Consider the following 23,948-nt stretch of genomic DNA (forward strand, 5'->3'; position numbering starts at 1 on the left):
GGTGCCCCACTGTACCCATTCCCACTAGAAATCTTATGGTTGTTTCACCTTCCAAAGATTTCATTACATATAAAGGGATGCCAAAAAGATGCCCAATGTTTTTGGGTAAATCGTATCATATTGTGATAATGGCAGAGGATTGATTCCTTTTCCCAGTTCAAGAGTAAATCCCGGTTTATTAAATTCTTGGATGAACCAATCTTTGAACCCTGCATGGCTATCTATATATTGCACATTTTTATAGGTACTGACTCTTTCGAATTCGAGGGCTATTCTCTTACTCTCTAAAGGTTCCAGTCCTTCATAGCCCCAATAGAATTCTTCTCCTTGGGTATGAACGGCAATCACCCTGTCAAAGTGCTTTCCTGCTGCAAGTTTACTCATTGCAAGTGCTTCAGGCTCCGTTAGAGGAGTATCACCAGGGTAGTCGCGAGGTGAAGGGACCTTTTCCTCTTTACGGGTTTTTTCCACCATCCAATTAGCAGGAAAATGCTTGTTCAGGTCCACTCCCCTAATGTTCGCTTTCCATCCCATGAAATCTGCCCGTTCTTGATTTATCTTCACTACCGTTTGTCTAAACGGCTCTAAATTAGGTGGCCCATTAAGCACCAGATCTACACCATCCGGATTTACCATAGGTACGATGGACAGTTCCGTTTGTTCATACAATGGCAAGCATGGTAAGCCTCTCAGTTGGTTACCATTTGTAAGGGCAAGTAGATAATCATTAAGTAAATTCATAATTACAGCACTAGTTATCCATTCATTAGCATGGAAGCTTCCGTTCCAGTGGATCTTTTTGGGGCCATTTCCTATTCTTACATGATGGAGTGGTTTGCCCATTACGGATTGTCCAATAGAGGTGCAGTCCATAAACGGATAGATCACTTTCAATCTGTTAAGGTCATGAACCAATGTATGGTAATCATACTTTTTCTTTGGGGTCACTATCTTATTTAGGACTTTATCTGGTAATCGGATTACCTCTCCTACTTTCAATCGGGAAAGTTTCTTCTCTTGATTCATCAAGGAAATACAGTCCATCGGGATCCTTCTTTGATGAATAATTGATTGAAGCGTGTCACCGTTTTTAACTTCATATGAAGATTGGATATAACCTGGTATGAATATTGTTTTTCCTTTATTTAGAATGTGTCCATTTGATAGATCCTTATTTGAATCAACAACCAATTGAAGAGGAATATCGAATATTTGACTGAAATACCATAACGTATCCCCTCTCCTGCTCACTACCTTCAAAGTATAACCACCACCCAGTAAACGCGTCTATACATAAAACTTATGGTTGTTAAGAAAGTTTTAGAACGTTTGTCAGGGAGGTGTGGTGGAAATGAATAAGATAAACCGGGCAGAAACCGCCCGCTCCCTTTTAAAGCTAAAAATTTTAGTTGTTCGGTTAATCACCGCTGTTCCTTTACGCAAATGGCTGCGCTTTCCACGGGGCGACCTTGAGCCTCCTCACAACGCTTGCGGGTCTCAAGATTGTCGCTTCTCCCCCGTAGGACAAGGAAGGCTACGGCAGCGATACATCACACGCAGAAAATGCTCGCATTTTCAAGGAGTCTCCGCCATTTGCTCCAATCCAAAGCTAAGTAAGTTCGGTTAATGGCTACTTTTGTCACTTAGTAGAGAGGATTTTCGTTCTTCTAACGGTGAATGAAATTACATAGTTGATTGAAGTGGAAGGTGCGCAGACTCCCGCGGGAGGAAGGGACAGGTAAGACCCCGCAACGGAGTGAGGAGGCTTACGGACCGCCCGCAGGAAAGCGAAGCGCCTGAAACGGAAATCAACAGAATTATATACTTTCTTGTTCTTCCACAGAAAAAAGCTGCCATAAAGATCTTTGGGATCCTCATGACAGCTTTACATTAATTACTCATCAAGTTTGCTTTCGTCAACTTGAATGGATGTTCCATCATAAAAGCGAAGCAAGTCTCCGTACACAATTTTATCAGAGTACTGCAGCTCTTTCTTAGCTTTTTCCATATATGGTTCACACGCTTCTTGCTCTACTTCTTCTTTTGTTTCTTTGTCAAAGCAAGCATTTTTTGTATAAACTACTTCTTCTGTTACAAAGCTACCATCACGGAATACAACAAAATCATTTCGTTCCTCGGAGAATAAATCTTCACCAAATTGAATGTCATTCTTTGTTTCCATGCCAAGCAAATGCTTGATGGTAGGCTTAAGGTCGATCTGACCTCCAACTGTATCAAATTCCTTAGGGTTTTTATCTGTTACACCAGGAATATGAACGATCATTGGAACACGTTGAAGCTGTGCGTTTTCAAATGGAGTGATCTCTTTACCTAAATACTGGCTCATCGCTTCGTTATGGTTTTCTGAAATACCATAATGGTCACCATAAAGGATGATGATGGAATCTTCATATAGACCTGATTTTTTCAGTTCGTCAAATAATACTTTTACAGATTCATCACTATATCTTGCTGTTGGGAAGTAACGGTTTAATGTACGACTATTGGAGTCGAACTCTTCCACAAACTTATCTTCTTCATCCAGCACGAATGGGAAGTGGTTGGTTAATGTGATGAATTTAGCATAAAAAGGTTTTTCTAATTCTTGCATATAAGGGATGGATTGCTCGAAGAATTCAATATCTTTCAAGCCCCAACCTACAGAATTTTCTTCATTTACGTCATAGCTCTCAATATCAAAGAACTTATCATATCCCAATGATTTATACATTACATCACGGTTCCAGAAACTCTTGTTGTTTGCATGGAATGTGACAGGTGTGTAACCTTCTTCTTTGACTGCATTAGGGGTAGCCGTATGGAAGTCGTTAGTTCCATGCGTAAAGAACACGGCACCCCGACCAACAGGATAAAGAGAATTATCTAATAAGAACTCAGAGTCGGACGTCTTCCCTTGCCCGGTCTGGTGGTAGAAATTACTGAAATAGTAACTTTGGTCTTTCAATTCGTTCAGGAATGGGGTAATAGGCTCTCCATTAATTTCATTGTCGATTACAAAGCTTTGCATCGATTCGAGTTTCACTACTATGACATTCTTACCTTTTGCAACGCCATATAAGTCATCATTCGGAGCTTTATAGCTGGCATTAATGTAGTTCTGAATCTCGGCAAGTTCACTTCCGTCTGCCATTGCACGCTGAGCACGTGTTTTGGATTGCAGTACTGCATCGTACACGTGATAGTTATAAGTCCCTAAATTTTTCACAAGAATTTCCCGGTCAAAAGTTCGGGTCAATAATTGCGGTCTTTCTGTTTCCGCTAATCCCAAGTTGAATAGGAATATACCTATGATGGACAAGAAGTACATTTTACGTACTTTAGGTCTCCAAGTAGACATACTAACAAATGCAGGTGTCCACTTAGCTATTGCAATAAGGATTACTACGTCGGTAAACATCAATAAATCCATCGGAGACATTAGCTCTGTGATACTTCCGCCAAGATCACTCATGTTACCTGATTGGAAAAGTAACGGGATCGTGATGAAATCATTGAAGAAACGGTAGTACACCGCGTTTGCATAAAGCACAAAAGAAACGATAAAACTTGTAATGATTAAATATCGTTTCATGCCCTTTTCCTTAAAGAATAGGGCCAACCCGGCAATAAGCAATATAAAACTCAACGGGTTAATGAAAAGGATAAATTCTTGTTTTACTGATTCAATTGTAATGTTAAAACTTGTTTTATAAACAATGTAGGTTTTTACCCAAAGCAGTACCACTGCTATAAGGATAAAAGGCACTTTTGATTTAAAGGCTTGCTTCATCTTTTTAACCTCCTTAAAGCGAAAGACAGGGAAGCTCTTTATTTTATTTATTATTATTGATAAATATCCTGATTAGATGTATCCACAACCTAAATTTAGCATTCAAAAATTTCGGCTACGACATATCTTAAAACTTTTTTTACAAAAAATCAATGGATAATTAATACTGCATTTACAACGAAGAAGTAGAATAGTAGTCTTGGGTGCTTTGTGCAACTATATATAATAGACGATGTACAAGCAAAAAAGTTTCATAAAAATAAGAAGTTGTTAAATTTTGAATAGTCAAACAAAAAGAGACTCCCGTGTAAGAAGCCTCCATTACGCACTATGTTGCTTCTTTCTACCTTTTTACCCCAGTGGCAGAAAGAATAAACCATACACTTTTTTACAATTTTGTTTTTGCGAGATATGCAGCCCCAATAACGCCAGCATCATTCCCGAGTGTAGCTTCTGCAATTTTCACTCCAACCTTTGTTCTAGGGAAGAGATGCTTAACAAAATGTTCACGAACAGGATTTAATAGTTTGTCCCCCGCTTTGGAAACTCCTCCGCCAATAACGATCTTCTCCGGGTTCATTGCATTAGCCAGATTGGCAAGTGCAATCCCCAGGTATGACGAAACTTTGTTCACCACATATAGAGACACTTCTTCACCTGCATCGGCCTGTTCAAAAACCAGTTTTGCAGTCAATCCTTCTATTTGAGCCACTTCTTCCAACCTGCTACCTGGATTCTCCTCCATTGCTTCCTTGGCAAGTCGAACAATCCCAGTAGCAGATGCAATCGTTTCCAGACAGCCCGTTTTTCCACAATTGCACTGCGCGCCGCCTTCCGCGAGTACAGTAATATGTCCAATTTCTCCTCCGGCACCATTTATACCGTGGACAATTTCCCCATTTGTGATAATGCCACCACCGACTCCTGTTCCAAGTGTTACGCAGATCAGATCCTTGGACCCCTCTCCTGCACCTTTCCACATCTCGCCAATAGCAGCAAGGTTCGCATCGTTATCCACTACTACAGGTAGTCTTGTTTCTACTTCCAGCAGATCCTTTAGAGGATAGTTTTCCCATCCAAGATTGACTGCTTCATATATTAATCCTGTTGCCATATTGACCGGACCTGGCGCACCCATGCCGAGCGCTTTCAATTTGGACTTTGTTTCCCCAAGTTCCTCCAATTTTCTATCGATAGCTTTGGCAATATCGGTTGTAATATATTTTCCCTTTTCACTTATATTTGTAACGATTTCCCACTTGTGAGCGATTTCACCATACTGTGTAATGAACGCCATTTTTATTGTGGTACCGCCTAGATCAACACCAACTAACCATTTGTTTTCCATTTCCATTCACCTTTTCTTTATCTAAATTTGGACAGCTCTCCTCGTAAAATAATCATGGCAGACTGGAAAAGTCCAGCATCCAAAACGCCTGAGCGGTAAAGCTCCCTTATCTCATCTTCCATCATTTCGATGTCCGCTATCTTGTCACCTGTATAGATGAAGGTCCCATAATTCTTCAGTAGCTGTCTTACATCATACATTGTTTTCATAACTTCACCTTTTCTTCATTACTACGTAAAAGGGTATGTACTTCATTTTTAGTATAAAGGAATCACTTGCAACGTCAAGCAAGAAAAATACGTATAAAAAACGGATGAGAAAAAGTCCCATCCGTTTTTTAAATTCTCTATATAAATCAAACTCATCTGTCTGGGTCTTCCGGATGCAAAATCGTCGGCCTTCTATTTTTCAAAGGGATTGGTGATCGTATCAATACGTCACGGAATCCACGGTAATTGAATGGAATGAACGGCCATAGATATGGTACGTTATACGATTTCATCATCATCAGGAAGAGAATGAGCAGAAGAAGTCCTGCCATAAATCCTACCACGCCAAACATAAAGGTTAATAACAGCAGGACAATCCTGATCAGTCTGTTTGCAAGGCTTAGCTCATAACTCGGAGTCGAAAATGTTCCGATGGCGGCAATCGCCAGATATAGGATTATTTCCGGAACAAACAAGCCTACCTTTACAGCTACATCCCCAATAAGGATAGCTGCTACAAGCCCAAGAGCAGTACCTAGTGAGGTTGGTGTATGTATGGCTGCCATCCTCAGCATATCCATTCCTACCTCAATAATGAGGATTTGGGCAATCAATGGAACAGCACCTGGTTCGCTCGGACCGATGTAGGATAACTGCTCAGGCAAAAGCTGTGTATTGGTAGCAAGCAGATACCATAATGGCAGTATAAAAATGGATGCCCATACTGCAAGAAATCTTACTAGCCTCAAGTAGGCCCCGACAACCGGCTTGTTTCTGTACTCCTCGGCATGTTGCAAATGATGCCAAAATGTAGCCGGAGTTATGATGACACTTGGTGAGTTATCCACAATCACCAATACATGCCCTTCATATAAATGTGCGGCCGCAGTGTCCGGCCTTTCTGTGTACCTTACAGTCGGATAGGGGTTCCAATGCCTGCCTCCGACAAATTCCTCCAAGGTCTTCTCTGCCATAGGTAAACCGTCTGTATCGATTTTCTCCAGGGACTCCTTTATTTCCTTTACTAGATCGGGATCTGCCAATTCGTCTAGGTAACATAAACTGATATCCGTCTTTGACCTTCTTCCTACCTGCATATATTCCATTCTGAGTGAGCTGTCTCTCACTCTTCGACGAATCAATGCACAGTTAAAGATCAATGTCTCGACAAACCCATCTCTCGACCCCCGGACAACCCTTTCCATATCCGGTTCTTCCGGCCCTCGGACAGGGTATGTTCTTGAGTCGATGATGACGGCTTCCTGAAGGCCTTCCACAATCATGACTGTAGGTCCGGCAAGCACCTGATCGACGACTGTTTCTAAATCATCCGTTTTATCAATTTCTACATAAGGTATGTAAGTTTTTAAAAGCTTTTCCAGCGGTTGCTCCTCAAGGTCCTCCGGTACCAGATCGGATAGGAACTTCATCAGGAACAGCATGATATCATCTTTACCGAACCCGTCCACCAGGAACATTGCTATTCTTCTCCCAGCATATTGGAGGTCAAGGAATATCAGATCAAAGCTCTTGTCCACGGCCATTCTTTCTTTTAAATACTTAACATCCTTTTCAAAATCTCCTGACATTATTTTCGTCGGTTTATGCCAAGTCAAAGTTCCTTCCTCCTAAAGAGTGACTTGTTGATATCTTCACTATCCATCTTTTCATTTTTTGCCAATACCTTAAAAAAAATTCAGTATATCTTTCTTGGAAATAAAAAAACAGCAGTAGGAACAATAATTCCTCTAGTCAAGGAATGTCGTTACCGCTGCTATTTGTTATAGATTATAGTTAAATTTTACTCATCTTCTAAAAGGCGATTGATTTCGGTTCGTAAATTGATATAGTTCTCTCCTGTGGAATCTAGCTCAACCGCTTTATTAATAGAAGCGGATGCTTTTTCCGTTTCATCAAGTTCCAAATAGACAAGTGCAAGATTATAATGTGCTTCATGGAATTCCGGGGCAATGGAAGTCAGTTTTTCCAATTGTTCTCTTGCTTCCTCTATTCTACCTTCCTTTATATTGATAAAAGAAAGGTAGAAAAGCACTTCGGGAAATTCTCTTTCCCTATCTTCCAACTTAGTGAGCAGACTGCGTGCATCCTCAAACTCTTCTTGTTGAATCATCGTTTCCGCTTGATTCAGGAGCATATGTGGGTTATCACTGTTAAACCCTTGAACGAGCAGAAAATATGTCAGACCTACAGCAGCCCCAAAACCCAATATCCTTGGAATAGGTTTTGTGTGCTTTGGCAAATGGACAATTGCCGATGCCAGGAACCCACCTATCAACCCTCCAATATGCCCGGCGTTATCAATTCCGGGAATTGTAAATCCAATAGCCAGGTTAATACCGATTAGCACGAGGATGTTCATACCCATCGTACGGAAAAACAATTTTGGATAGGTAATACCTACAAACAAAAGAGCACCAAAACAACCAAATATCGCTCCTGATGCTCCTGCTGAAAGGGAGGATGTGAACACAAAGCTTGCAAGGGAGCCAGCAAAACCGGCAAATAAATAGATAAGCAGGAAGCGTGCATTTCCGTAGATCCTCTCTACCGCGGTACCTAAGTAAAATAAAGCCATCGTGTTAAGTAGAAGATGCAAAAAACCAATATGGAGAACAATCGGTGTGAAAAAACGCCACCATTCCCCCTCCAATATAGCCGGATTATACTTTGCTCCATATTGCATCAGTGTCTCCGGATTCTGACTTCCCCCGTTTGTTTCTAGTAAATAAAACATGACAAGATGCAGAATGATAAACAGATACGTAAAGAAAGGTTTTCCATGCTGAAAGATGGACCTTTCCATGTTCACTCTTTGGGAAGAGGCATTCAGTACACTTTGTTTAAGATGATAAAGTCCCAAGTCATCCATTACTATGTTCTCGTCTACCGGTACTTCATAACCCGTGAAATTTGATATTGTTTCAATTGCTACATGTAGATTCCCCTCATGAACCACTACTGAATGAAGCTCAGCCTTTTTATTTACCAAGGGTTCTTCAATTCGGAACTCCCAATCATCTACTGGAGGATAGGAGGAGACGTATATGTTTAAAGCACGTAAACTGCGTTTTCGTAATTGATTTTTAAAATTCACTACATGATGAGAGGCATTCTCCATATCCCGCTGGAGCCAGGTGCTCCAATCAAGATCATGCCGATAAAGCCTGATGATTGGTGCCTTTTTATGAATCAACCCTTCAAGCCAAACCTCCATCTGATCTGGAGATATATGTAATATTCTATACTCTTTTTTTACAACAAAGTGTTGTACGAGCTGCCAAAAAACGATATCCTGCTTCAATTCCTCACCTCCTCGTTCTTTTATTTTATATGGTAGGTCCAGAAAAGTAAAAATATAACTGTGAGGCTCAATTTTCAAATTACGAAAACAGCAACTATAAAGACTATAAAAAGACAGCACCAGAAACCGGTACTGTCTAATAAAATGACTTTCCTATCAAAAGCGGTGAGTTCTCCCGTTTTCATCCACGGAAAACGGTCTGCAAGAAGCGGTCTCGGACAAATGGTAAATCCATCCCGAATGCCACTACAAACCTTCTGATACTACTTATTCCCAGAACATAGTTCAGAATTTTATAGCGACTTTGATAAATCGCATATGTACCGACAACAATCAGAAAAATCCTTAGTAAGAATCCCATCTTCATCCCTCCTACTCTTATTTTGCTTAAAAATAGAAAAAACATGCCTCATAAGAGACATGTTTTCGTGGTTTAATGATAAGTAATTATTAAAATACTTTATCCTTTATTTCTGTCAGCACTTTAACAGAGTGTCGGAACTGCTCGTTCTCTTTTTCACTCAGATCCAGCTGACGAATCTCTCTGATGCCATTCCGGTTTACTATGGCAGGTACACCAATGTAAATATCTTCACTGTCATATTCTCCATCCAAATAGGCAGAAACCGTCAAAATAGAGTTTTCATTCTGGAGAATGGCTTTAGTAAGCCTCACCAACCCCATGGCTATCCCGTAATAAGTTGCACCCTTCCTTTCAATAATATGATAGGCTGCATCTCTTACACTCACAAACAATTCATTCAAATCTTCCTCTTTGTACTTTTCCTGTTTCGCCATCAGCTCAAGAATCGGCTTTCCGCCTATATCCGCTTTACTCCAAACAGGCAATTCCGTATCTCCGTGCTCTCCTATTATATAGGCGTGTACATTACGTGCATCCACTTGAAAGTAATCACCAAGAACATAACGGAATCTCGCAGTATCCAGAATTGTTCCCGATCCAATCACCCGCTCTTTCGGCAACCCTGAGAATTTCCAAGTAGCATATGTTAATATATCAACCGGATTTGTAGCAACCAGGAAAATGCCATCAAATCCATTGCCCATAACTTCATCCACAATACTCTTGAATATTTTTGTATTCTTTTCCACCAGATCCAGTCTTGTTTCACCAGGCTTCTGGTTGGCACCTGCACATATCACCACAATGTCCGCATCCTGACAATCCTTGTAATCGCCATACCAGATCTTTGTTGGTGTTGGCGCAAATGCAATTCCATGATTAAGATCCATTGCATCGCCTTCTGATTTTTCCTTGTTCAAATCAATCAATACGAGCTCTTCTGTTACTCCTTGATTCAATAAGGCAAAGGCATAACTCGAACCGACAAACCCTGTTCCTATTAAAGCAACACGACTAATTCCGTTTCTCATGGTATCTCCTCTTTTCACCTTGGTTACTGTTACAGTATTAGTATATCAGAAAAGATTGTGAAATATTGAGCAATATTCGTATATATTGTTACATCACAAAACGCTTATAAGGAAGATTAACACCGTGGCAATGACGATGGATGAAATATTCACCACATCATTGTTTACGAAAGCCATACCTTTCACTAATGTAGTAGGCTGATGACAGTGGACCTTTTTTTCCACCAGTTTGCCGCACACTTTACAGCGAAAGGCTGACTGTATAGTTGCTCCCAAAATGGTATCTATAAAACAGCCAACCACACCCATTGTAATAATCAATAAAACTGGCATTATCGTTAATTCTTCCCATAAAAAATAGGAAGCAACTCCAATTAAAGCCGATCCGGCAATTGCTGCAAGGGTTCCTAAGAAGGATATCGCCCCTGATGTTCCCGGCTCCACTTTTTCCATCCGAAAGACGGAAAACGGCCGTTTTCTGCTAAGCGTCCCTATTTCCGATGCCCACGTATCGGAATTCGCTACAGCGATAGATGTAACAAACCCATAAATCCAATATTCTGCGGGGAACAAGTAGGCAATCATCCCTATTAGTGCTGGCACCCCACCATTTGAAAGTACCTGCACAATATCACGTTGTGAACCTTTTTCATGCATATCGTTTAAGTTTTCTTTTTTCTTCCGGTTGTATTTACTCCAGAAGCTAGAGGTTACAAAGAACAAGCCTATCAGTAAAAGTCCATACCCTTTAAATCCCAAAGCGATGAGAATACCAACCAAAAACGTACCCACAGCTCCTGAGAAGGTCAATGACTTCAGCTTAAATCCTCCCCAAGCTAATACTATAATTCCTACTATTAATAAAATTTCATTTTCTAATAGTGTCGACATACTCATCCTCATTTGTCACTATTTTATGTACCGGTATATCAAAACTATCCGTCGGGACCTTATTAACTAGTTGCTGTGAAAATGCCAAAGATAACTTTTCCCCCAGAAAATCTACTAGATAACGGTCGTAATATCCTCCACCAAATCCAATCCTGTAACCCTTCTTATCAAAAAGCAAACCCGGAACCAGCATCAAATCCATTTCTTGCTTTGGACAAGGGGTAACTATTGAAACAATCGGCTCTTTCAACCCGAAATACACGGTTTCAAGTTGGTCGAAGTCTTCAAGAAAATAGAATTGCATACTTTTATCCTTCGGGAAACATTTAGGCACTGCTACTTTTTTCCCCTCATTCCACGCACGGGTAATGAGGGCTTCTGTGTCCACTTCCGGAAAACGGGAAATGGTAGCTCCGATGGTTTGTGCCTTTTTCCATTCCGTTGAAGCGAACAGCTTTTCATGAATCAGCGTGCACCATGTTTCATAGCTGGAGCGATCCAGTCCACCTAATAACGTTTTCATCTCATCCCTTAACATACCCTTATCCTTCACACTCTCCACTCCTATCCATCCTTCTCTACTATTACCATACCAAATTACTTGCTTTTCAACACAGAGAAAAATCTCAAAATGGCAATTTTCCCGTATGAAGGAAGAAAGATATACCTTGAAGTGGCAAACATATCAGTCAAACCTATCTCCCCTGTTGTCTGCAGTGCAGGGTGTGAGACTCCAGCGGGAGGTAGCGGTAGACTTGAGACCCCCGAGCGTTGTGAGGAGGCTCAAGCACCGCCCCGCGGAAAGCGAACACCCGGAACGGAAGACAACAGGGAGTTCACAACAGACCAAAACTATATTTCCCTCTAACCCGAAAAAAAACTGGCATTCTAAAAAAAATAGTGATATTATAGTAAGGTCTGAATTGAATGCACTATATGTTTGGAGGGATAACGATGCGCGTAAACGTAACTTTAGCTTGTACTGAAACTGGTGATCGTAACTATATCACTACTAAAAATAAACGTAACAACCCAGATCGTCTTGAGCTTAAAAAATACAGCCCAAGATTGAAAAAAGTAACTGTACACCGTGAAACAAAATAAGCAGCAGGATTTTCCTGTCTGCTTATTTTTTTTGCCATTATCCTGCTTCCACAGGGCTGATATTCTTTTTATTTTTCACCTTCACCGATGTGCCTACCTTATATCCCTCACTAATCTGGTATCTTGGAGCAACGGTAACATTTCTTATGGCAGATTGAGGGGTATGGTCAATCGTCACATCATCCCAGACAATGCTCCTGCTTAATTTACAGTCCTTTGTAATTCTGGAGCTTTTACCGATAATCGTATATTTACCTATCACAACCTGGTCCCCAAGATAAGAGTCGTTACCGATATACGCTGGTCGATTGATGGTCACATTGCTCTCCATTTTGACATTAGAGCCCACCCACAAATTCGGAAGCACTTCTTCCCCTGGAATGTTGACCTGCACTTTTTTATCGAGCATATCGTACTGGGCTTGACGGTAATCTTCGTGACTGCCTATGTCCTTCCAATAACCATTTGCGTGAAATCCATAGAGACTCATGCCGTTTTTGATCAGTCTTGGGAAAATGTCTTTGCTGAAATCATACTCTTTTCCTTTTTCCATCATACATAGAACAAACGGGTCCACCACGTATATCCCCGTATTCACCACTTTACTGAATTCCTGGTCCTTCATTGGTTTTTCCACGAACCTTCTGATGTGCCCTTCCTCATCCGTATCAATAATTCCGAACTTGTTCGGCTTCTTTACTTCTTTCATAAAGATAGTGAATAAGGAGTGTTTTTGCACATGGTAGTCGACTCCAGCTAACAAGTTGAAATCTGTTAGTGCATCTCCACTTATGACCAGGAAAGGTTCATCTAGTAAATGTTCGGCATTTTTTACACTTCCCGCAGTGCCGAGTGGGATATTTTCCTGTAGATATGTTATCTGAACTCCCCATTGAGATCCATCTCCGAAGTAGTTTCTGATTTTATCGCTCAAATATTGGAGAGTGATGATGATTTCTGTAATCCCATGCTCCTTCAAGAGTTCAATACTGTATTCCATTACAGGTTTATTTAGAAGTGGTACAAGTGGCTTCGGGAGTTTTTGGGTTAAGGGCAACAGCCGGGTACCTTTCCCCCCTGCTAAAATGACCGCTTTCATATGCTTTATCCCTCCTACTGGACGGAAGAAGTAGTAACTGTTGTCTCATAAACCGCCTCTGTCTGATCTCTTACATCTTCCCAGTTGTATTTTTGCTTCACTTCTTTCATTGCTTTTTCTCCTAGGGTTGCACAAACAGATGGATTTCCAAGCGAAAATTTAATCTTTTCACTCAGATCCAATCCATCTCCCGGGTTAAACAACAACCCAGTTTCTTCATCCTCAATAATAGAAGAAAGCCCTCCTGTCATCGCAGCAATAACAGGTTTTCCGGCTGCCATTCCTTCTATGGCCACTATTCCGAATGGCTCATAAAGGCTTGGTACCACCAATATGTCACACTGTTGTAGCATCGTCGCTTTTTCAACTTCATTCAAGAAACCGATAAATAAAATGTTTTCTTCAAGCCCCAAGTTCAGAACCTTCGCTTTGTACTCCGACAAGAAGGGGCCTTTCCCTCCTATGACAAATAGACATTCAGGGTGCTTTTCAAGTATTTTCCTTGCAGCCTCGATCAAAGTGGTGATTCCTTTTTCAGGTACCATTCTCCCTAAAAATAGAACAAGATGGGAATATGATTTTCTGTTTAAAAAGTCCATTATACTTTCACTAGTTCCATGGGAAAGTTGGACACCATTCGGGATTATATGAATCGCTTTTTTGTCGCGAATTTTCTTTTCTACTTCCTTCTTCATAAAAGGGCTACAAACAATTAGTACATCCGAATCATTAATCAGTGCCACTTCCCATTTATTTGTTCGTTGTTGTATGGATAATTCAAGATTGCTTCTACCTTCTTCTAGTGCATGAATGGTTGATACAATAGGAATGGCTAAGCTTTTTTTTAGAGCCCTTGCTGCAAACCCCACAAGCCAATCATGAGCATGGATAATGTCCAGCCTATACTGATCAGATAGTGCTCGCACTCTTTCCGCCAAGTTCATATTAGTTTGTGCGACAAAGAGGTGAAAATCATCATAGGAGCTTTCCACTTCCTTGGCCCGATATACCGTAACACCTTCCACCGTTTCCATCTGAGGAGCCCCCAAGGTATGTGGCGTCACCACCATTACTTGATGACCGACCTGAGCCAGTTGTCTGGACAATTCCCAAACATGCTGCCCAAGCCCTCCAATTATAGCTGGAGGAAACTCCCAAGCTAACATGACAATATGATATTTACGTTTATTTTCTTCTTGTAACAAATGATTATGTGATTGATTTACAGAATAGAATACATCAGAAGTAACTGTTTGCTGAAATGGACCAGAAACTAACTGGTATAATGTTTGTTGCGAAGAATGAGAGCTGCGGCTGTTTGTGGTTGGATCATTTACAGTGCCTTTTGAGAAGATGGTGTGATTTATATCCTTTTCAACTATTCCTTTCACCTTCCCGTCACTCCCGTTTTTTCATAATATGTGTATGAGGCAGACAAGGATTGCCACTTTCGCTTGTCAATCAGGTTTAATGGTGTCCATTCAACAGATGAAGACCCTACATGATGTTGATGACTCCACTCCACTCTCATATCGTTACTTAGAAAGAAAGGGAAAAATGCACTTCCTGCTCCCACCCCGATTTCCGCACGAATGATAGTATATTCACTGACTTCCGGGAGTACCAGGCTACCACGATCTTTGTCTGTCATTATATCCAAGAAGTAGGCTTCTTTTCTACGAGGTTGTAAGCTTGTTTTCCAACCTATCAGTCTGAGTATCAGAGTTTCCGCTGCAATTTGCTGATACACTTTAACAAAATCTTTCCTCCATTGATGAACTTGCCATTCGGCTTGCAGTTTTCCATTATCGTTCAAAACAAGATGAAGAAATTCCTTTTTTAGTTCTTTGTTGCTCATGTTTCAAACCTCTTCCCCCATAAATCTATCTTTGTTTCAATTTTATCATGTGAAAATTCTTTTCCACAACAGCCGGTTTTTGTCGTCTTTTGTGAAAAAGTGTTAAATTTTTATGTCCGTTGCCATAAAACGTTCACAAAACTGTCAAATGTTTCTGAGGAATTTGTCGAAAGGCTATTTTTCCATCTCTACACCTGTGATATAAAAAAGAGAGAAACTTTTATTGAGGTGACAAAATGTTAATTGCAAGTATAATTTTGATCGTTATTGCAGTCGCAGTGATTGTGATTTCCTTTTTTGTGGATGATAAATTTTCCAATCTTGAAAAGGAAATGGAACAATTATCTTTCGATGTTGTTCAGGACAAGTATAAGCTTGAAAGAAAGATGAAGGTATTAGAAGAAGAGTTGCTAGGCGGATCCACTCCTATACATAAGAGCAAGACAAAAAAGGTATCCAGCCATCAGAACGTCAGCGAGGAAGATGTCACTATCTCCCTTTACCAAAAAGGGTACACCCCTTCACAAATCTCTCAATTCACTTCCACCTCTATGGATAAAGTGGAAAAGATTCTCCAATCTGCAAACCTTAAAGGGAATGTAGCCAATGAAAACTAATTTAAGGGCTTTCGCAATCGGGATACTATTTGCTACAGGAGTTATGGGAGTTGCCTATTCAGTCGTAAGTGCTGGAGCGACTAGCTTAAATGAAGAGTCGATAAAGGCTTATGCAGAGGAAAATGAACTGTACCTGTTAACTAAAACAGAATATAACGAGTTATTGCCCGCTATAGAGCCAGCTGAAGACTTAAAAGAAGAGCCTAAAGAAGAAGTGACGGAAGAGACCAAAGACGAAGATGGTAAAAAAGAAGAAGTGGAAGAAAAAGAAAAAGAAGAATCCAACGAGCCATTCGAGATTGTGATTCCTGATGGAATGGCAACCTACGAGATTACAGCTCTACTAGCAAGAGAAGGCATCATTGAGGATGACAAGGAATTCGATGAGTACCTTGAAGACCGTAACATTGCAACAAAGGTGCGTTCCGGTACCTTCACCATGAAAAAAGGCATGAGCTATAAAGAAGCAGCAGAAGTCTTGATAAGATAGGCTGTTTTCGTTGAAAAAGCACCACCCGCATGGGTAGTGCTTTTTTTAAGTCAATTTCTGTATTTTTCTATTCCTGCTTATCTTTAACTTTTAAAAGTCTCAAACTATTTAAGGTTACGAGCAATGTCGCTCCCATATCGGCAAATATGGCAATCCATAAGGTAAGCCAACCTGGAATGACCAGTAGAAGCGCCAATATCTTCAGACCCAATGAAAAAGCGATGTTTTGCTTGATGATGGTTAATGCTTTGCGGCTCAGTCTGATGGTAAATGGAAGCTTCCGGAGGTCATCTCCCATCAACGCCACATCCGCCGTTTCCAGCGCGGTATCCGTTCCCGCTCCTCCCATCGCCACACCGACAGAGGAGGCTGCAAGGGCAGGGGCGTCATTGATGCCATCCCCGACCATCATCATAGCACCATGTTTATCTCTGAGTTCTTTTATATAACGAAGCTTATCCTCTGGAAGTAGGCTCGATTTGACATGATCGATTTCCACCTCGTGTCCGATAGCTTCGGCAGTCCTTCCGTTGTCCCCTGTCAGCATATATAAATGAGGGATTCCCATCTCTTTCAATTCTTTTACACTTGCAGAACTACTTTCTCTAATTTCATCACGGATACCAAGAAAACCTATAATCTTATCCGAGGTCCCAATTACTATAACGGTTTTCCCTGTATTCTGAAGTTGATGAATCTTTTCAGCAAAATTCTCCATATCAGGATGCTTTTCATTCAAGAACCAATTCGGACTTCCCGCTTTATAAACGATACCTTCGATGGAAGCCTTTATTCCTTTCCCGGCAACAGATTCAAAATCCTCCATGGTATAGACACTGTCGGCTACTCCAACTTCCTCTGCTTTTTGGAGGATTGCAGACGCTAACGGATGGGTGGATCCACCTTCTAGCGTTGCAATGATTCTTAGCAACTCTTCCTCTGTATGCTGAAATGTCTGAACATCCGTCACTTCCGGTGCTCCCCGAGTGAGGGTTCCCGTCTTGTCGAAGGCAATCGCCTTGATCCGCCCTACTTCCTCTAAGAAGACACCACCTTTGATAAGTACGCCATTCCGTGCAGCATTTCCGATTGCAGTAACGATGGCAATAGGAGTGGAGATGACGAGCGCACATGGACATCCGACCACAAGTACGGCAAGCCCCTGATAAATCCAAGTGTTCCAACCCAAGCCAAGAAACAATGGAGGAACGGTGGCAACAAGAAATGCTATGATGACGATAAGCGGCGTATAATATTTCGCAAACTTATCTACAAATGCCTGGGAAGGTGCCCTTTCCGCCTGGGCCTCTTCGACGAGATGAATAATTTTGGCAATAGTCGTGTCCTCTATCCTCTTGGTAACCTCCACTTCCAACAGTCCATCTTCATTGAATGTACCGGCAAACACTTCATCATGTACACTTCTGGCAACAGGAATGCTTTCACCTGTAATCGCAGCTTCACTGATTGATGCAGCACCTTTCAATATCGTACCGTCCATTGCTATCTTCTGGCCTGGCTTTACAAGCATCCTGTCTCCAATCTGTATATCCTTAACAGCTAATTGCTGTTCTTTTCCTTCTATTAATATAGTCGCTTGTTTAGGTGATACATTCATGAGTGACCGGATCGAGGCTCTCGCTTTCTCCATGGAGTAAGATTCCAATGCTTCACTTATGGCAAAAAGGATGACAACAGTGGCACCTTCTCCCCATTCTCCAATTATCGCAGCTCCGATAATCGCGATGGTCATCAATGTCTTCATGTCAAATTGCAGTCGGACCAGATTATTTAATCCGGTGAAAAATAACCTGTATCCCCCTACCACAATAGAGGTTGCAAAAAGGAATGTGGTGAAAATATGATTTTCTCCCTGCTGAAAGAATGCTACCCAACCTGCTATCAAGAAAACAAACGATAGTAAAACTGTCGCATGTTTTTTATAAAATGGCACTGGAATTTCGTCAGGTATCTCCTCTTGTTCAGGGAAAACCTTTATTTTATCGAAAGCTCCAGCTTTCTCAATATCACTTATACTCGCAGCACCAGATACAGAAACTTTTGATGCACCGAAATTCACTTTTGCATCGGTAACTCCACTAATCTTTTTAACATTATTTTCGAATTTTTGTGCGCAATTGGCGCAAGTTAATCCTTGAATACGGTAAACATAATCCTCTTGGTTATTTTTCTTCACGATGCTTCACCTCTTTTTGATGGGTAAAGGCGATGTCTATCAATTGCCTGACGTGATTATCATCCAATGAATAATAGACAAGCTTACCTTCTTTTCTGAATTTTGCCAGTCCCAGGTCCCGCAATAGCCTTAAATGGTGGGAGGCTGTTGCAACAGTCGATTCGGTAATGGTGGCAACATCATGAACACAAAGCTCATCCGCAAGATTCAGAGCCTGAGCTATTTTCAACCTAGTCGGGTCGGATAAGGCACGATATATTCTAGCAACGTCATTTGTCATCAAATCATCTATCTGCTCTTTTACTTCATTTACTTTTATTTCATCTGAACAATCTTCCAGACACTTTACTATATTTGATTTTGTCGACACGGAAAGCTCCCCTTTACATTCAAACGTTCATTTGAATATTAGTATATGCTATGCTCCAGAGAATAGTCAACACATCAGAGCTAATTCATACGAAAAACCGGGCAGAAACCGCCCGGGCAATTAATGCTAAATATAGAGTTAGCCTCCGCTGTTCCTTTCCGCAAATGGCTGCGCTTTCCACGGGGCGACCTTGAGCCTCCTCACAACGTTTGAGGGGTCTCAAGATTGTCGCTTCTCCCCCGTAGGAGTCTCCGCCATTTGCTCCAATCCACAGCTATAAATCTTAATTAGTTTGGTTAATGGCTACTTCAGTCACTTTTTTAGTAGAGATGATTTTCGTTCTTCTAACGGGGAATGAAACCACCTAGTTGATTGTAGTGGAGGCGCGCAGACTCCCGCGGGAGGAAAGCGAAGCGCCTGGAACGGAAATCAACCGAATTATATACTTATTCATTTTAAAAAAGCAAATCGGCAAATCTAAGCCAACCTGCTTTTCCTCTTCTTTAAACTTGCATTAAATAAGATAAAACAGGAACCCTGAAATCGTGGACATACATATAACCGAAACAACAAAAGCCGCCACAAGTTTTTTCTTAAATATACTATTCAATAATGCGACCTCTGGAAGGCTCGCACCAGCAGAACTGATAAGCAACGCCATGACCGGTCCCAAGGCCATTCCTTTAGCAATCATCATCTGGGAAATCGGAATCATGGTAGAAAGTCGAATATATAAAGGAATCCCGATGATTGCTGCAATTGGAACGAGCCACCAATTGTCTCCTCCAAGGTACTGTGTGATAAAGGATGTTGGTACAGCTCCGTGAATTAGCGCACCGATAGCGGCGCCGATTAATAAGAAAGGATAAACGGTTTTCATAAGCGTAAGCGTTTCTACTACTGATCTTTTTACATTAATCCCTTTAGTCTCCGGCTGATAGTTTTTCAGCAATACATTTTTCAATTGCTTCTCAAAACCTAATTTACCTAGCGACAACCCAATTAGAATAGATAGAACAGTCGTGGTAACTGTATAGATAAGCGCCACCTTCCACCCAAGCAAAGCTGTCATGATAGTTAGAATGGTCGGGTCCAGTACAGGTGATGCAAAAAGGAAAACCATCACAATCCCAAAAGGTATCTTCTTTCTCAATAATGTGACCACCATCGGTATGGTGGAACAGGAACAGAACGGTGTAATAAAAGCGAACACGACAGCCAATAAAGCGCTAAGAAGCGTATTGCCCTGGTTGAGCCACTTCTCCATTTTATGAAACGGGACCACTGATTGGATGATGGAAACCAGAAAGGTAATGAGGACAAACAGGACCGTTAACTCCATGGCGATGTACAAAAAGCTTGTGATTATTTCTTTCCACATAAAGATCACTCCTATTATTTATTTGTATTTTGCAAGTATTAATTCTAGAAAAAAGCAAGCTTTGAAACTTGCTCAATATAATGGCTTACAGCACATACTACTTTTGCTCATCGCACCATTCAATACCTTTAAAGACTCTACCACTTCAACGCTCTCTTTTTCACTTAAATTAGAAAAAACGTTTGTTAAGTAATGAAGCATCTGTTGATGGATTTCATCTTCCAATTTCTTGCCTTTTTCAGTGAGGTATAAGTGGTACATTCGTTTGTCTTCACTGGATTGTCTTTTTTCCACCAGTTCCATTTTTACCAATGTTTGAATCTGCCTGCTGAATGTTGTAATATCCATCCCGATTGTTTCAGCCACTTGCTGCATGGAAGGACCTTCCGTTCTTGCCAGTTCATACAGAATATGGCTTTGTACCTGTGAAATATCATGATTATCTACAGAGCAGCAGTTCTTATTCAACATACCAAATCGTCGCATTGTAATCTGAAGTATTCCTCTTACATCTTCCATTATTTTCACCTCTTACTTCTATTATAGTATTTTATTTGCATTTTGCAACTATTATACAAAAAATTTTTCCTAATCAGCGCCAATCGCTTAGATTAGCGCTGTCAGGATTGATTATTCTTCTTCCGGCAATAACACAATTTTCCCTAACTTTCGTTTTCACTTATTACCATAAATTTAGTTAGCAAATTTAAAAATTTATATTGGATGAACGACTTATTAATGATTTTTGTTGCAACTATGTTACACTATTTTTATATCACTGATCGGAGAGAATTTATAATGAAAAAAATTACAGGAACCAACATTTCCATCTTTGCTCTTGGAGGATTAGGGGAAATAGGTAAAAACACGTATGTTATAGAATATCAGGATGAAATTATACTCATTGATGCTGGTATTAAATTCCCCACTGATGAGCTTTTTGGAATAGATTATGTAATACCAGATTATACATATCTCATACAAAACAAGGAAAAGATCAAAGGGGTGTTTATTACCCACGGACATGAAGATCATATTGGTGGCATCCCCTACTTACTGAAAGAAATAGATGCCCCCATCTATGCGGGAAGACTTGCATTGGAACTTATCAAAGAACGATTGAAAGAGCACGGTCTATTAAAACAAGCAAAATTAATTGAAATTGAAGAGGACAAAATTGTTTCCTTCGAACATTTAGCCGTGGATTTTTTCCGGACCACTCACAGCATTCCAGACTCTTATGGAATTTGTGTAAAAACACCATATGGTAATATTGTTCATACAGGGGATTTCAAATTCGACCTGACACCGATTGGCCCGATTTCGAATATGTCAAAGATAGCGGATATAGGTAAAGAGGGCGTATTATGTCTTCTATCTGATAGTACAAATAGTGAGATTCCAGGTTATTCTCTTTCCGAAAATAAGATAAGCAGAACGATTCATGACTTATTTGGTCAAATTAAAGGAAGAATTATTTTTGCTACATTCGCATCTAACATGTATCGATTTAAACAGGCCATTGAAGCGGCTGCTTTACATAACAGGAAGATTGTTGTACTTGGAAGAAGTCTTCTAAGAGCAGTAAGAATTGGCTCTGAGCTTGGCTACTTGAAAATTCCTAAGGAGTCACTCATAGACGCTTCAGCTGTAAATGATTATCCGGATGATCAAATACTAGTAATATGTACCGGAAGCCAAGGCGAACCATTTGCAGCATTATCTAGGATTGCTTATAACAAGCATCCTCAACTTTCCATTCAGAAAAAGGATACCGTTATCTTTTCTTCCTCTCCTATTCCGGGAAATACCTTAAGTATCAATCGGATTATTGACCAGCTTAGTCGTGCTGGGGCAAACGTGTTACATCACAAACTTAAGAAAATTCACACATCCGGTCACGGGGCACAGGAAGAACTGAAGCTGATGATCAGTTTATTGAAACCTAAATATTTTGTACCGATTCACGGAGAATATAAAATGCTGAAAAAGCATGTGAGCTTAGCAGAAGAATGCGGTGTACCTCTTGACCACTCCTTCATCATGGATAATGGTACTATCTTAGAAGTTAATGAGGATGAAGCAAGTATTACAGGGAATGTTCCCGCTAATGCAGTTTATGTGGATGGAGAAGGTATTGGGGACATCGGAACAATTGTATTAAGGGATAGAAAAATATTTTCTGAATCCGGTATTTTACTTGTAGTAGTGGCGATTGATTTCCGGGCAAAGAAAATAATTTCAGGTCCTCAGATTATTTCAAGAGGCTTTGTTTTCATCCGAGAATCCGAACAGCTGATGGGCAAGTTAAGAGAAATTGCATACACAGCAACGACACAATCACTTGAATCCGGGAACAGAAGATGGAATGACGTCCGATCCGATATACTAGACCAGGTGGAACCATACATTTATAAAATAACTAAACGACGTCCAATGATCCTCCCAATTTTAATGGACGTGTCTAAAAGGTAATAGTACAAGCAAAAGAAGCTCCCATTTCAAGGGAGCTTCTTTTTATTTCAATTTCTAAAAGGAGGATACCTTCTTTTGTACTATATCCATTTCTTTTTTTGGCTTTTGGGAAATTAAAGCAAAAAACATTCCGATTAACGGGAAAATCATCATCATTACTAAAATTTCTTGATAGCTTCCAAATTGATCATATGCCAGTGCAAATGGGAGGGGGCCAAAAGCAGATCCCACTACCATAACTGTAGAAGAAACTCCTTTAATACTACCTATATTAGCCCTTCCAAAATAGTTCGGCCAAATGATTCCTAAACTGATGGCCTCAAATCCCCCCACTATCCCTCTGGCAACTCCAAAAAGAATAGCAGCAGAGTAAGAGTCTGTCACCACGAGCATTCCCATTATTCCAATCTGCCCAAGAAAAGCAATAGCAATAATGTAGTTAACCTTTATTCTCTCCACAATAAACCCTGCTATAAATGTTATTGGAAAAGAAACAATGGCCATGATGCTTAATATGAACGCCGCTTCGGTTATCCCTATGTCACTTTCAGCCATAATCGGTACAAAGTGAAAGACTATTCCAGTGTTGACCATGGCTGGTACAGCCACACAAAATAACAATAACCAGAATTGTTTCGTTTTCATTGCTTCTTTAACTGTCCACGCTTCTTCATGAATGGACGTTTTACTTACATCATTTCTTTTAAGATCTTCTTTCGACAAGTTGTCCGGGAGAAGCCCCACATCTTCTGGTCTGTTTCTAACTAAAACGAACGCAGTGGGCAAAAATATAACAAGCAATAACCCTGCCCATATTAGCCAGGACGCCTGCCACCCCATCTGATCAATTAACCAAGCATTAAATGGTGGTAATGCAGCGGCACTCATAAAGCTTCCAAATGCCAAGAGACTCATCGCCCTCCCCCTCTTCCCCACAAACCATTGAGGAATCAGGGTTCCAGGTATCAAAGTCAAAGACCCTTGGCCAAATAACCGTAGCATAAAGAATCCGATAAACAGCATAGTTGGTCCTATTAGAAATGCATTAAATATACAAGCTACCCCAAGTAGAGCTGCGACTGTAACTGTCATACGCCTTTGCCCATATTTATCAACCAGTCTGCCGACCAGAAATAGAAGCAGCCCTGCAAATAACGTTGCAAATAAATACATCGTGGATACGAGCGTACTACTCCATCCAAAATGATCTAAATATGCAGCGATAAAAATGGAAATGGAATAGGTCTGACCTGGTCCGGAAAAGAAAACAGACATTGCAGCTATCGCAACAATGACCCAGCCGTAAAAAAATGGAGGTTTAAACGGAAGTCGATTCTTATTATTTTCTCTCATAGATGTACTCCTTAAAAACACTTTTATTTCGCCAGTCTAAATATCCATG

22 protein-coding genes are annotated in these 23,948 nt (G+C 40.6%); 4 read left to right on the top strand and 18 right to left on the bottom strand.

Translation table 11 applies throughout. The features are described from left to right. Nucleotides 1–63: 63 nt before the first annotated feature. The 10 genes from AB685_RS04520 to AB685_RS04565 form a co-directional block, all read right to left on the bottom strand. Complete coding sequence (locus AB685_RS04520; RefSeq protein ID WP_047969310.1) at nucleotides 64–1,260, bottom strand: M14 family metallopeptidase; 1,197 nt, start codon at nucleotides 1,258–1,260, stop codon at nucleotides 64–66. Nucleotides 1,261–1,894: 634 nt separating this feature from the next. Further along, nucleotides 1,895–3,790, bottom strand: coding sequence for an LTA synthase family protein (locus AB685_RS04525; protein WP_047969311.1), 1,896 nt, complete (start codon nucleotides 3,788–3,790; stop codon nucleotides 1,895–1,897). A gap of 388 nt (nucleotides 3,791–4,178) precedes the next feature. After that, on the bottom strand, nucleotides 4,179–5,138 hold the full coding sequence (locus AB685_RS04530) for an ROK family glucokinase (protein ID WP_047969745.1): 960 nt from the start codon (nucleotides 5,136–5,138) through the stop codon (nucleotides 4,179–4,181). Nucleotides 5,139–5,155: 17 nt separating this feature from the next. Next, nucleotides 5,156–5,347, bottom strand: a complete 192-nt coding sequence (locus AB685_RS04535) for a YqgQ family protein (RefSeq protein WP_047969312.1) — start codon at nucleotides 5,345–5,347, stop codon at nucleotides 5,156–5,158. Between the two features lie 152 nt (nucleotides 5,348–5,499). Next, nucleotides 5,500–6,936 carry a spore germination protein gene (locus AB685_RS04540; protein ID WP_047969746.1) on the bottom strand — a complete coding sequence of 479 codons (1,437 nt, stop codon included), beginning with the start codon at nucleotides 6,934–6,936 and terminating at the stop codon, nucleotides 5,500–5,502. 212 nt (nucleotides 6,937–7,148) lie between these two features. Next, nucleotides 7,149–8,669: a rhomboid family intramembrane serine protease gene (locus tag AB685_RS04545; RefSeq protein ID WP_047969313.1), complete on the bottom strand. Its 1,521-nt coding sequence runs from the start codon at nucleotides 8,667–8,669 to the stop codon at nucleotides 7,149–7,151. Nucleotides 8,670–8,850: 181 nt separating this feature from the next. Continuing rightward, nucleotides 8,851–9,030, bottom strand: a complete 180-nt coding sequence (locus AB685_RS04550; protein WP_047969314.1) for a hypothetical protein — start codon at nucleotides 9,028–9,030, stop codon at nucleotides 8,851–8,853. An 89-nt stretch (nucleotides 9,031–9,119) separates the two neighbouring features. Further along, on the bottom strand, nucleotides 9,120–10,064 hold the full coding sequence (locus AB685_RS04555; RefSeq protein WP_047969315.1) for an L-lactate dehydrogenase: 945 nt from the start codon (nucleotides 10,062–10,064) through the stop codon (nucleotides 9,120–9,122). A 93-nt stretch (nucleotides 10,065–10,157) separates the two neighbouring features. Then, on the bottom strand, nucleotides 10,158–10,955 hold the full coding sequence (locus tag AB685_RS04560) for a DUF92 domain-containing protein (protein ID WP_047969316.1): 798 nt from the start codon (nucleotides 10,953–10,955) through the stop codon (nucleotides 10,158–10,160). Next, nucleotides 10,933–11,508 carry a 5-formyltetrahydrofolate cyclo-ligase gene (locus AB685_RS04565; protein WP_241773239.1) on the bottom strand — a complete coding sequence of 192 codons (576 nt, stop codon included), beginning with the start codon at nucleotides 11,506–11,508 and terminating at the stop codon, nucleotides 10,933–10,935. Before AB685_RS04565 ends, AB685_RS04560 begins: the two co-directional genes overlap by 23 nt. Nucleotides 11,509–11,909: 401 nt before the next feature. On the opposite strand from AB685_RS04565, the gene rpmG reads away from it, so the two are divergent. Continuing rightward, a complete protein-coding gene (gene rpmG, locus AB685_RS04575) occupies nucleotides 11,910–12,059 on the top strand; it encodes a 50S ribosomal protein L33 (protein WP_010194590.1) in 150 nt (49 codons plus the stop codon). 37 nt (nucleotides 12,060–12,096) lie between these two features. Here the strand turns inward: rpmG and AB685_RS04580 are convergent, their stop codons facing one another. The 3 genes from AB685_RS04580 to AB685_RS04590 are packed head-to-tail and all read right to left on the bottom strand — an operon-like array spanning nucleotide 12,097 to nucleotide 15,016. Then, nucleotides 12,097–13,158 (bottom strand): NDP-sugar synthase, encoded by a 1,062-nt coding sequence (locus tag AB685_RS04580; RefSeq protein WP_047969748.1) that lies wholly within the window; start codon nucleotides 13,156–13,158, stop codon nucleotides 12,097–12,099. Nucleotides 13,159–13,172: 14 nt separating this feature from the next. Then, nucleotides 13,173–14,549: a glycosyltransferase family 4 protein gene (locus tag AB685_RS04585; RefSeq protein ID WP_053073723.1), complete on the bottom strand. Its 1,377-nt coding sequence runs from the start codon at nucleotides 14,547–14,549 to the stop codon at nucleotides 13,173–13,175. Further along, a complete protein-coding gene (locus AB685_RS04590; RefSeq protein ID WP_047969318.1) occupies nucleotides 14,546–15,016 on the bottom strand; it encodes a hypothetical protein in 471 nt (156 codons plus the stop codon). Before AB685_RS04590 ends, AB685_RS04585 begins: the two co-directional genes overlap by 4 nt. Before the next feature lie 236 nt (nucleotides 15,017–15,252). On the opposite strand from AB685_RS04590, the gene AB685_RS04595 reads away from it, so the two are divergent. Together AB685_RS04595 and AB685_RS04600 are read left to right on the top strand one after the other, a co-directional pair. Further along, on the top strand, nucleotides 15,253–15,633 hold the full coding sequence (locus AB685_RS04595; protein WP_047969319.1) for a hypothetical protein: 381 nt from the start codon (nucleotides 15,253–15,255) through the stop codon (nucleotides 15,631–15,633). Beyond that, complete coding sequence (locus AB685_RS04600; protein WP_047969320.1) at nucleotides 15,623–16,123, top strand: hypothetical protein; 501 nt, start codon at nucleotides 15,623–15,625, stop codon at nucleotides 16,121–16,123. The genes AB685_RS04595 and AB685_RS04600 overlap by 11 nt, the downstream gene beginning before the upstream one ends. A 67-nt stretch (nucleotides 16,124–16,190) precedes the next feature. On the opposite strand, the gene AB685_RS04605 is transcribed toward AB685_RS04600, so the two are convergent. The 4 genes from AB685_RS04605 to AB685_RS04620 all read right to left on the bottom strand — a co-directional run bounded on the left by AB685_RS04605 (nucleotide 16,191) and on the right by AB685_RS04620 (nucleotide 20,590). Next, the gene (locus tag AB685_RS04605) at nucleotides 16,191–18,320 is read right to left on the bottom strand and encodes a heavy metal translocating P-type ATPase (RefSeq protein ID WP_241773240.1); all 2,130 of its coding nucleotides are present in this window, start codon (nucleotides 18,318–18,320) and stop codon (nucleotides 16,191–16,193) included. Then, complete coding sequence (locus AB685_RS04610) at nucleotides 18,307–18,690, bottom strand: metalloregulator ArsR/SmtB family transcription factor (protein WP_241773241.1); 384 nt, start codon at nucleotides 18,688–18,690, stop codon at nucleotides 18,307–18,309. The genes AB685_RS04605 and AB685_RS04610 overlap by 14 nt, the downstream gene beginning before the upstream one ends. A gap of 514 nt (nucleotides 18,691–19,204) precedes the next feature. Continuing rightward, a complete protein-coding gene (locus tag AB685_RS04615; RefSeq protein ID WP_047969322.1) occupies nucleotides 19,205–20,071 on the bottom strand; it encodes a permease in 867 nt (288 codons plus the stop codon). A 72-nt stretch (nucleotides 20,072–20,143) separates the two neighbouring features. Next, nucleotides 20,144–20,590, bottom strand: coding sequence for a MarR family transcriptional regulator (locus AB685_RS04620; RefSeq protein WP_047969323.1), 447 nt, complete (start codon nucleotides 20,588–20,590; stop codon nucleotides 20,144–20,146). 279 nt (nucleotides 20,591–20,869) lie between these two features. On the opposite strand from AB685_RS04620, the gene AB685_RS04625 reads away from it, so the two are divergent. Beyond that, entirely contained in the window at nucleotides 20,870–22,546 is a 1,677-nt protein-coding gene (locus AB685_RS04625) for a ribonuclease J (RefSeq protein WP_047969324.1), read from the top strand. 54 nt (nucleotides 22,547–22,600) lie between these two features. Here AB685_RS04625 and AB685_RS04630 read toward each other — a convergent pair whose 3' ends face one another. Continuing rightward, entirely contained in the window at nucleotides 22,601–23,899 is a 1,299-nt protein-coding gene (locus tag AB685_RS04630) for an MFS transporter (RefSeq protein ID WP_047969325.1), read from the bottom strand. Nucleotides 23,900–23,948: the final 49 nt, after the last annotated feature.

It is taken from the genome of Bacillus sp. LL01 (genome assembly GCF_001037965.1).

Bases quoted from the DNA above. Each gene is read 5' to 3' on its own strand.
- AB685_RS04525 (WP_047969311.1), bottom strand. From the start codon at position 3,790: ATGAAGCAAGCCTTTAAATCAAAAGTGCCTTTTATCCTTATAGCAGTG.
- AB685_RS04530 (WP_047969745.1), bottom strand. From the start codon at position 5,138: ATGGAAAACAAATGGTTAGTTGGTGTTGATCTAGGCGGTACCACAATA.
- AB685_RS04535 (WP_047969312.1), bottom strand. From the start codon at position 5,347: ATGAAAACAATGTATGATGTAAGACAGCTACTGAAGAATTATGGGACC.
- AB685_RS04540 (WP_047969746.1), bottom strand. From the start codon at position 6,936: ATGTCAGGAGATTTTGAAAAGGATGTTAAGTATTTAAAAGAAAGAATG.
- AB685_RS04550 (WP_047969314.1), bottom strand. From the start codon at position 9,030: ATGGGATTCTTACTAAGGATTTTTCTGATTGTTGTCGGTACATATGCG.
- AB685_RS04555 (WP_047969315.1), bottom strand. From the start codon at position 10,064: ATGAGAAACGGAATTAGTCGTGTTGCTTTAATAGGAACAGGGTTTGTC.
- AB685_RS04560 (WP_047969316.1), bottom strand. From the start codon at position 10,955: ATGTCGACACTATTAGAAAATGAAATTTTATTAATAGTAGGAATTATA.
- rpmG (WP_010194590.1), top strand. From the start codon at position 11,910: ATGCGCGTAAACGTAACTTTAGCTTGTACTGAAACTGGTGATCGTAAC.
- AB685_RS04580 (WP_047969748.1), bottom strand. From the start codon at position 13,158: ATGAAAGCGGTCATTTTAGCAGGGGGGAAAGGTACCCGGCTGTTGCCC.
- AB685_RS04590 (WP_047969318.1), bottom strand. From the start codon at position 15,016: ATGAGCAACAAAGAACTAAAAAAGGAATTTCTTCATCTTGTTTTGAAC.
- AB685_RS04595 (WP_047969319.1), top strand. From the start codon at position 15,253: ATGTTAATTGCAAGTATAATTTTGATCGTTATTGCAGTCGCAGTGATT.
- AB685_RS04600 (WP_047969320.1), top strand. From the start codon at position 15,623: ATGAAAACTAATTTAAGGGCTTTCGCAATCGGGATACTATTTGCTACA.
- AB685_RS04615 (WP_047969322.1), bottom strand. From the start codon at position 20,071: ATGTGGAAAGAAATAATCACAAGCTTTTTGTACATCGCCATGGAGTTA.
- AB685_RS04620 (WP_047969323.1), bottom strand. From the start codon at position 20,590: ATGGAAGATGTAAGAGGAATACTTCAGATTACAATGCGACGATTTGGT.
- AB685_RS04625 (WP_047969324.1), top strand. From the start codon at position 20,870: ATGAAAAAAATTACAGGAACCAACATTTCCATCTTTGCTCTTGGAGGA.
- AB685_RS04630 (WP_047969325.1), bottom strand. From the start codon at position 23,899: ATGAGAGAAAATAATAAGAATCGACTTCCGTTTAAACCTCCATTTTTT.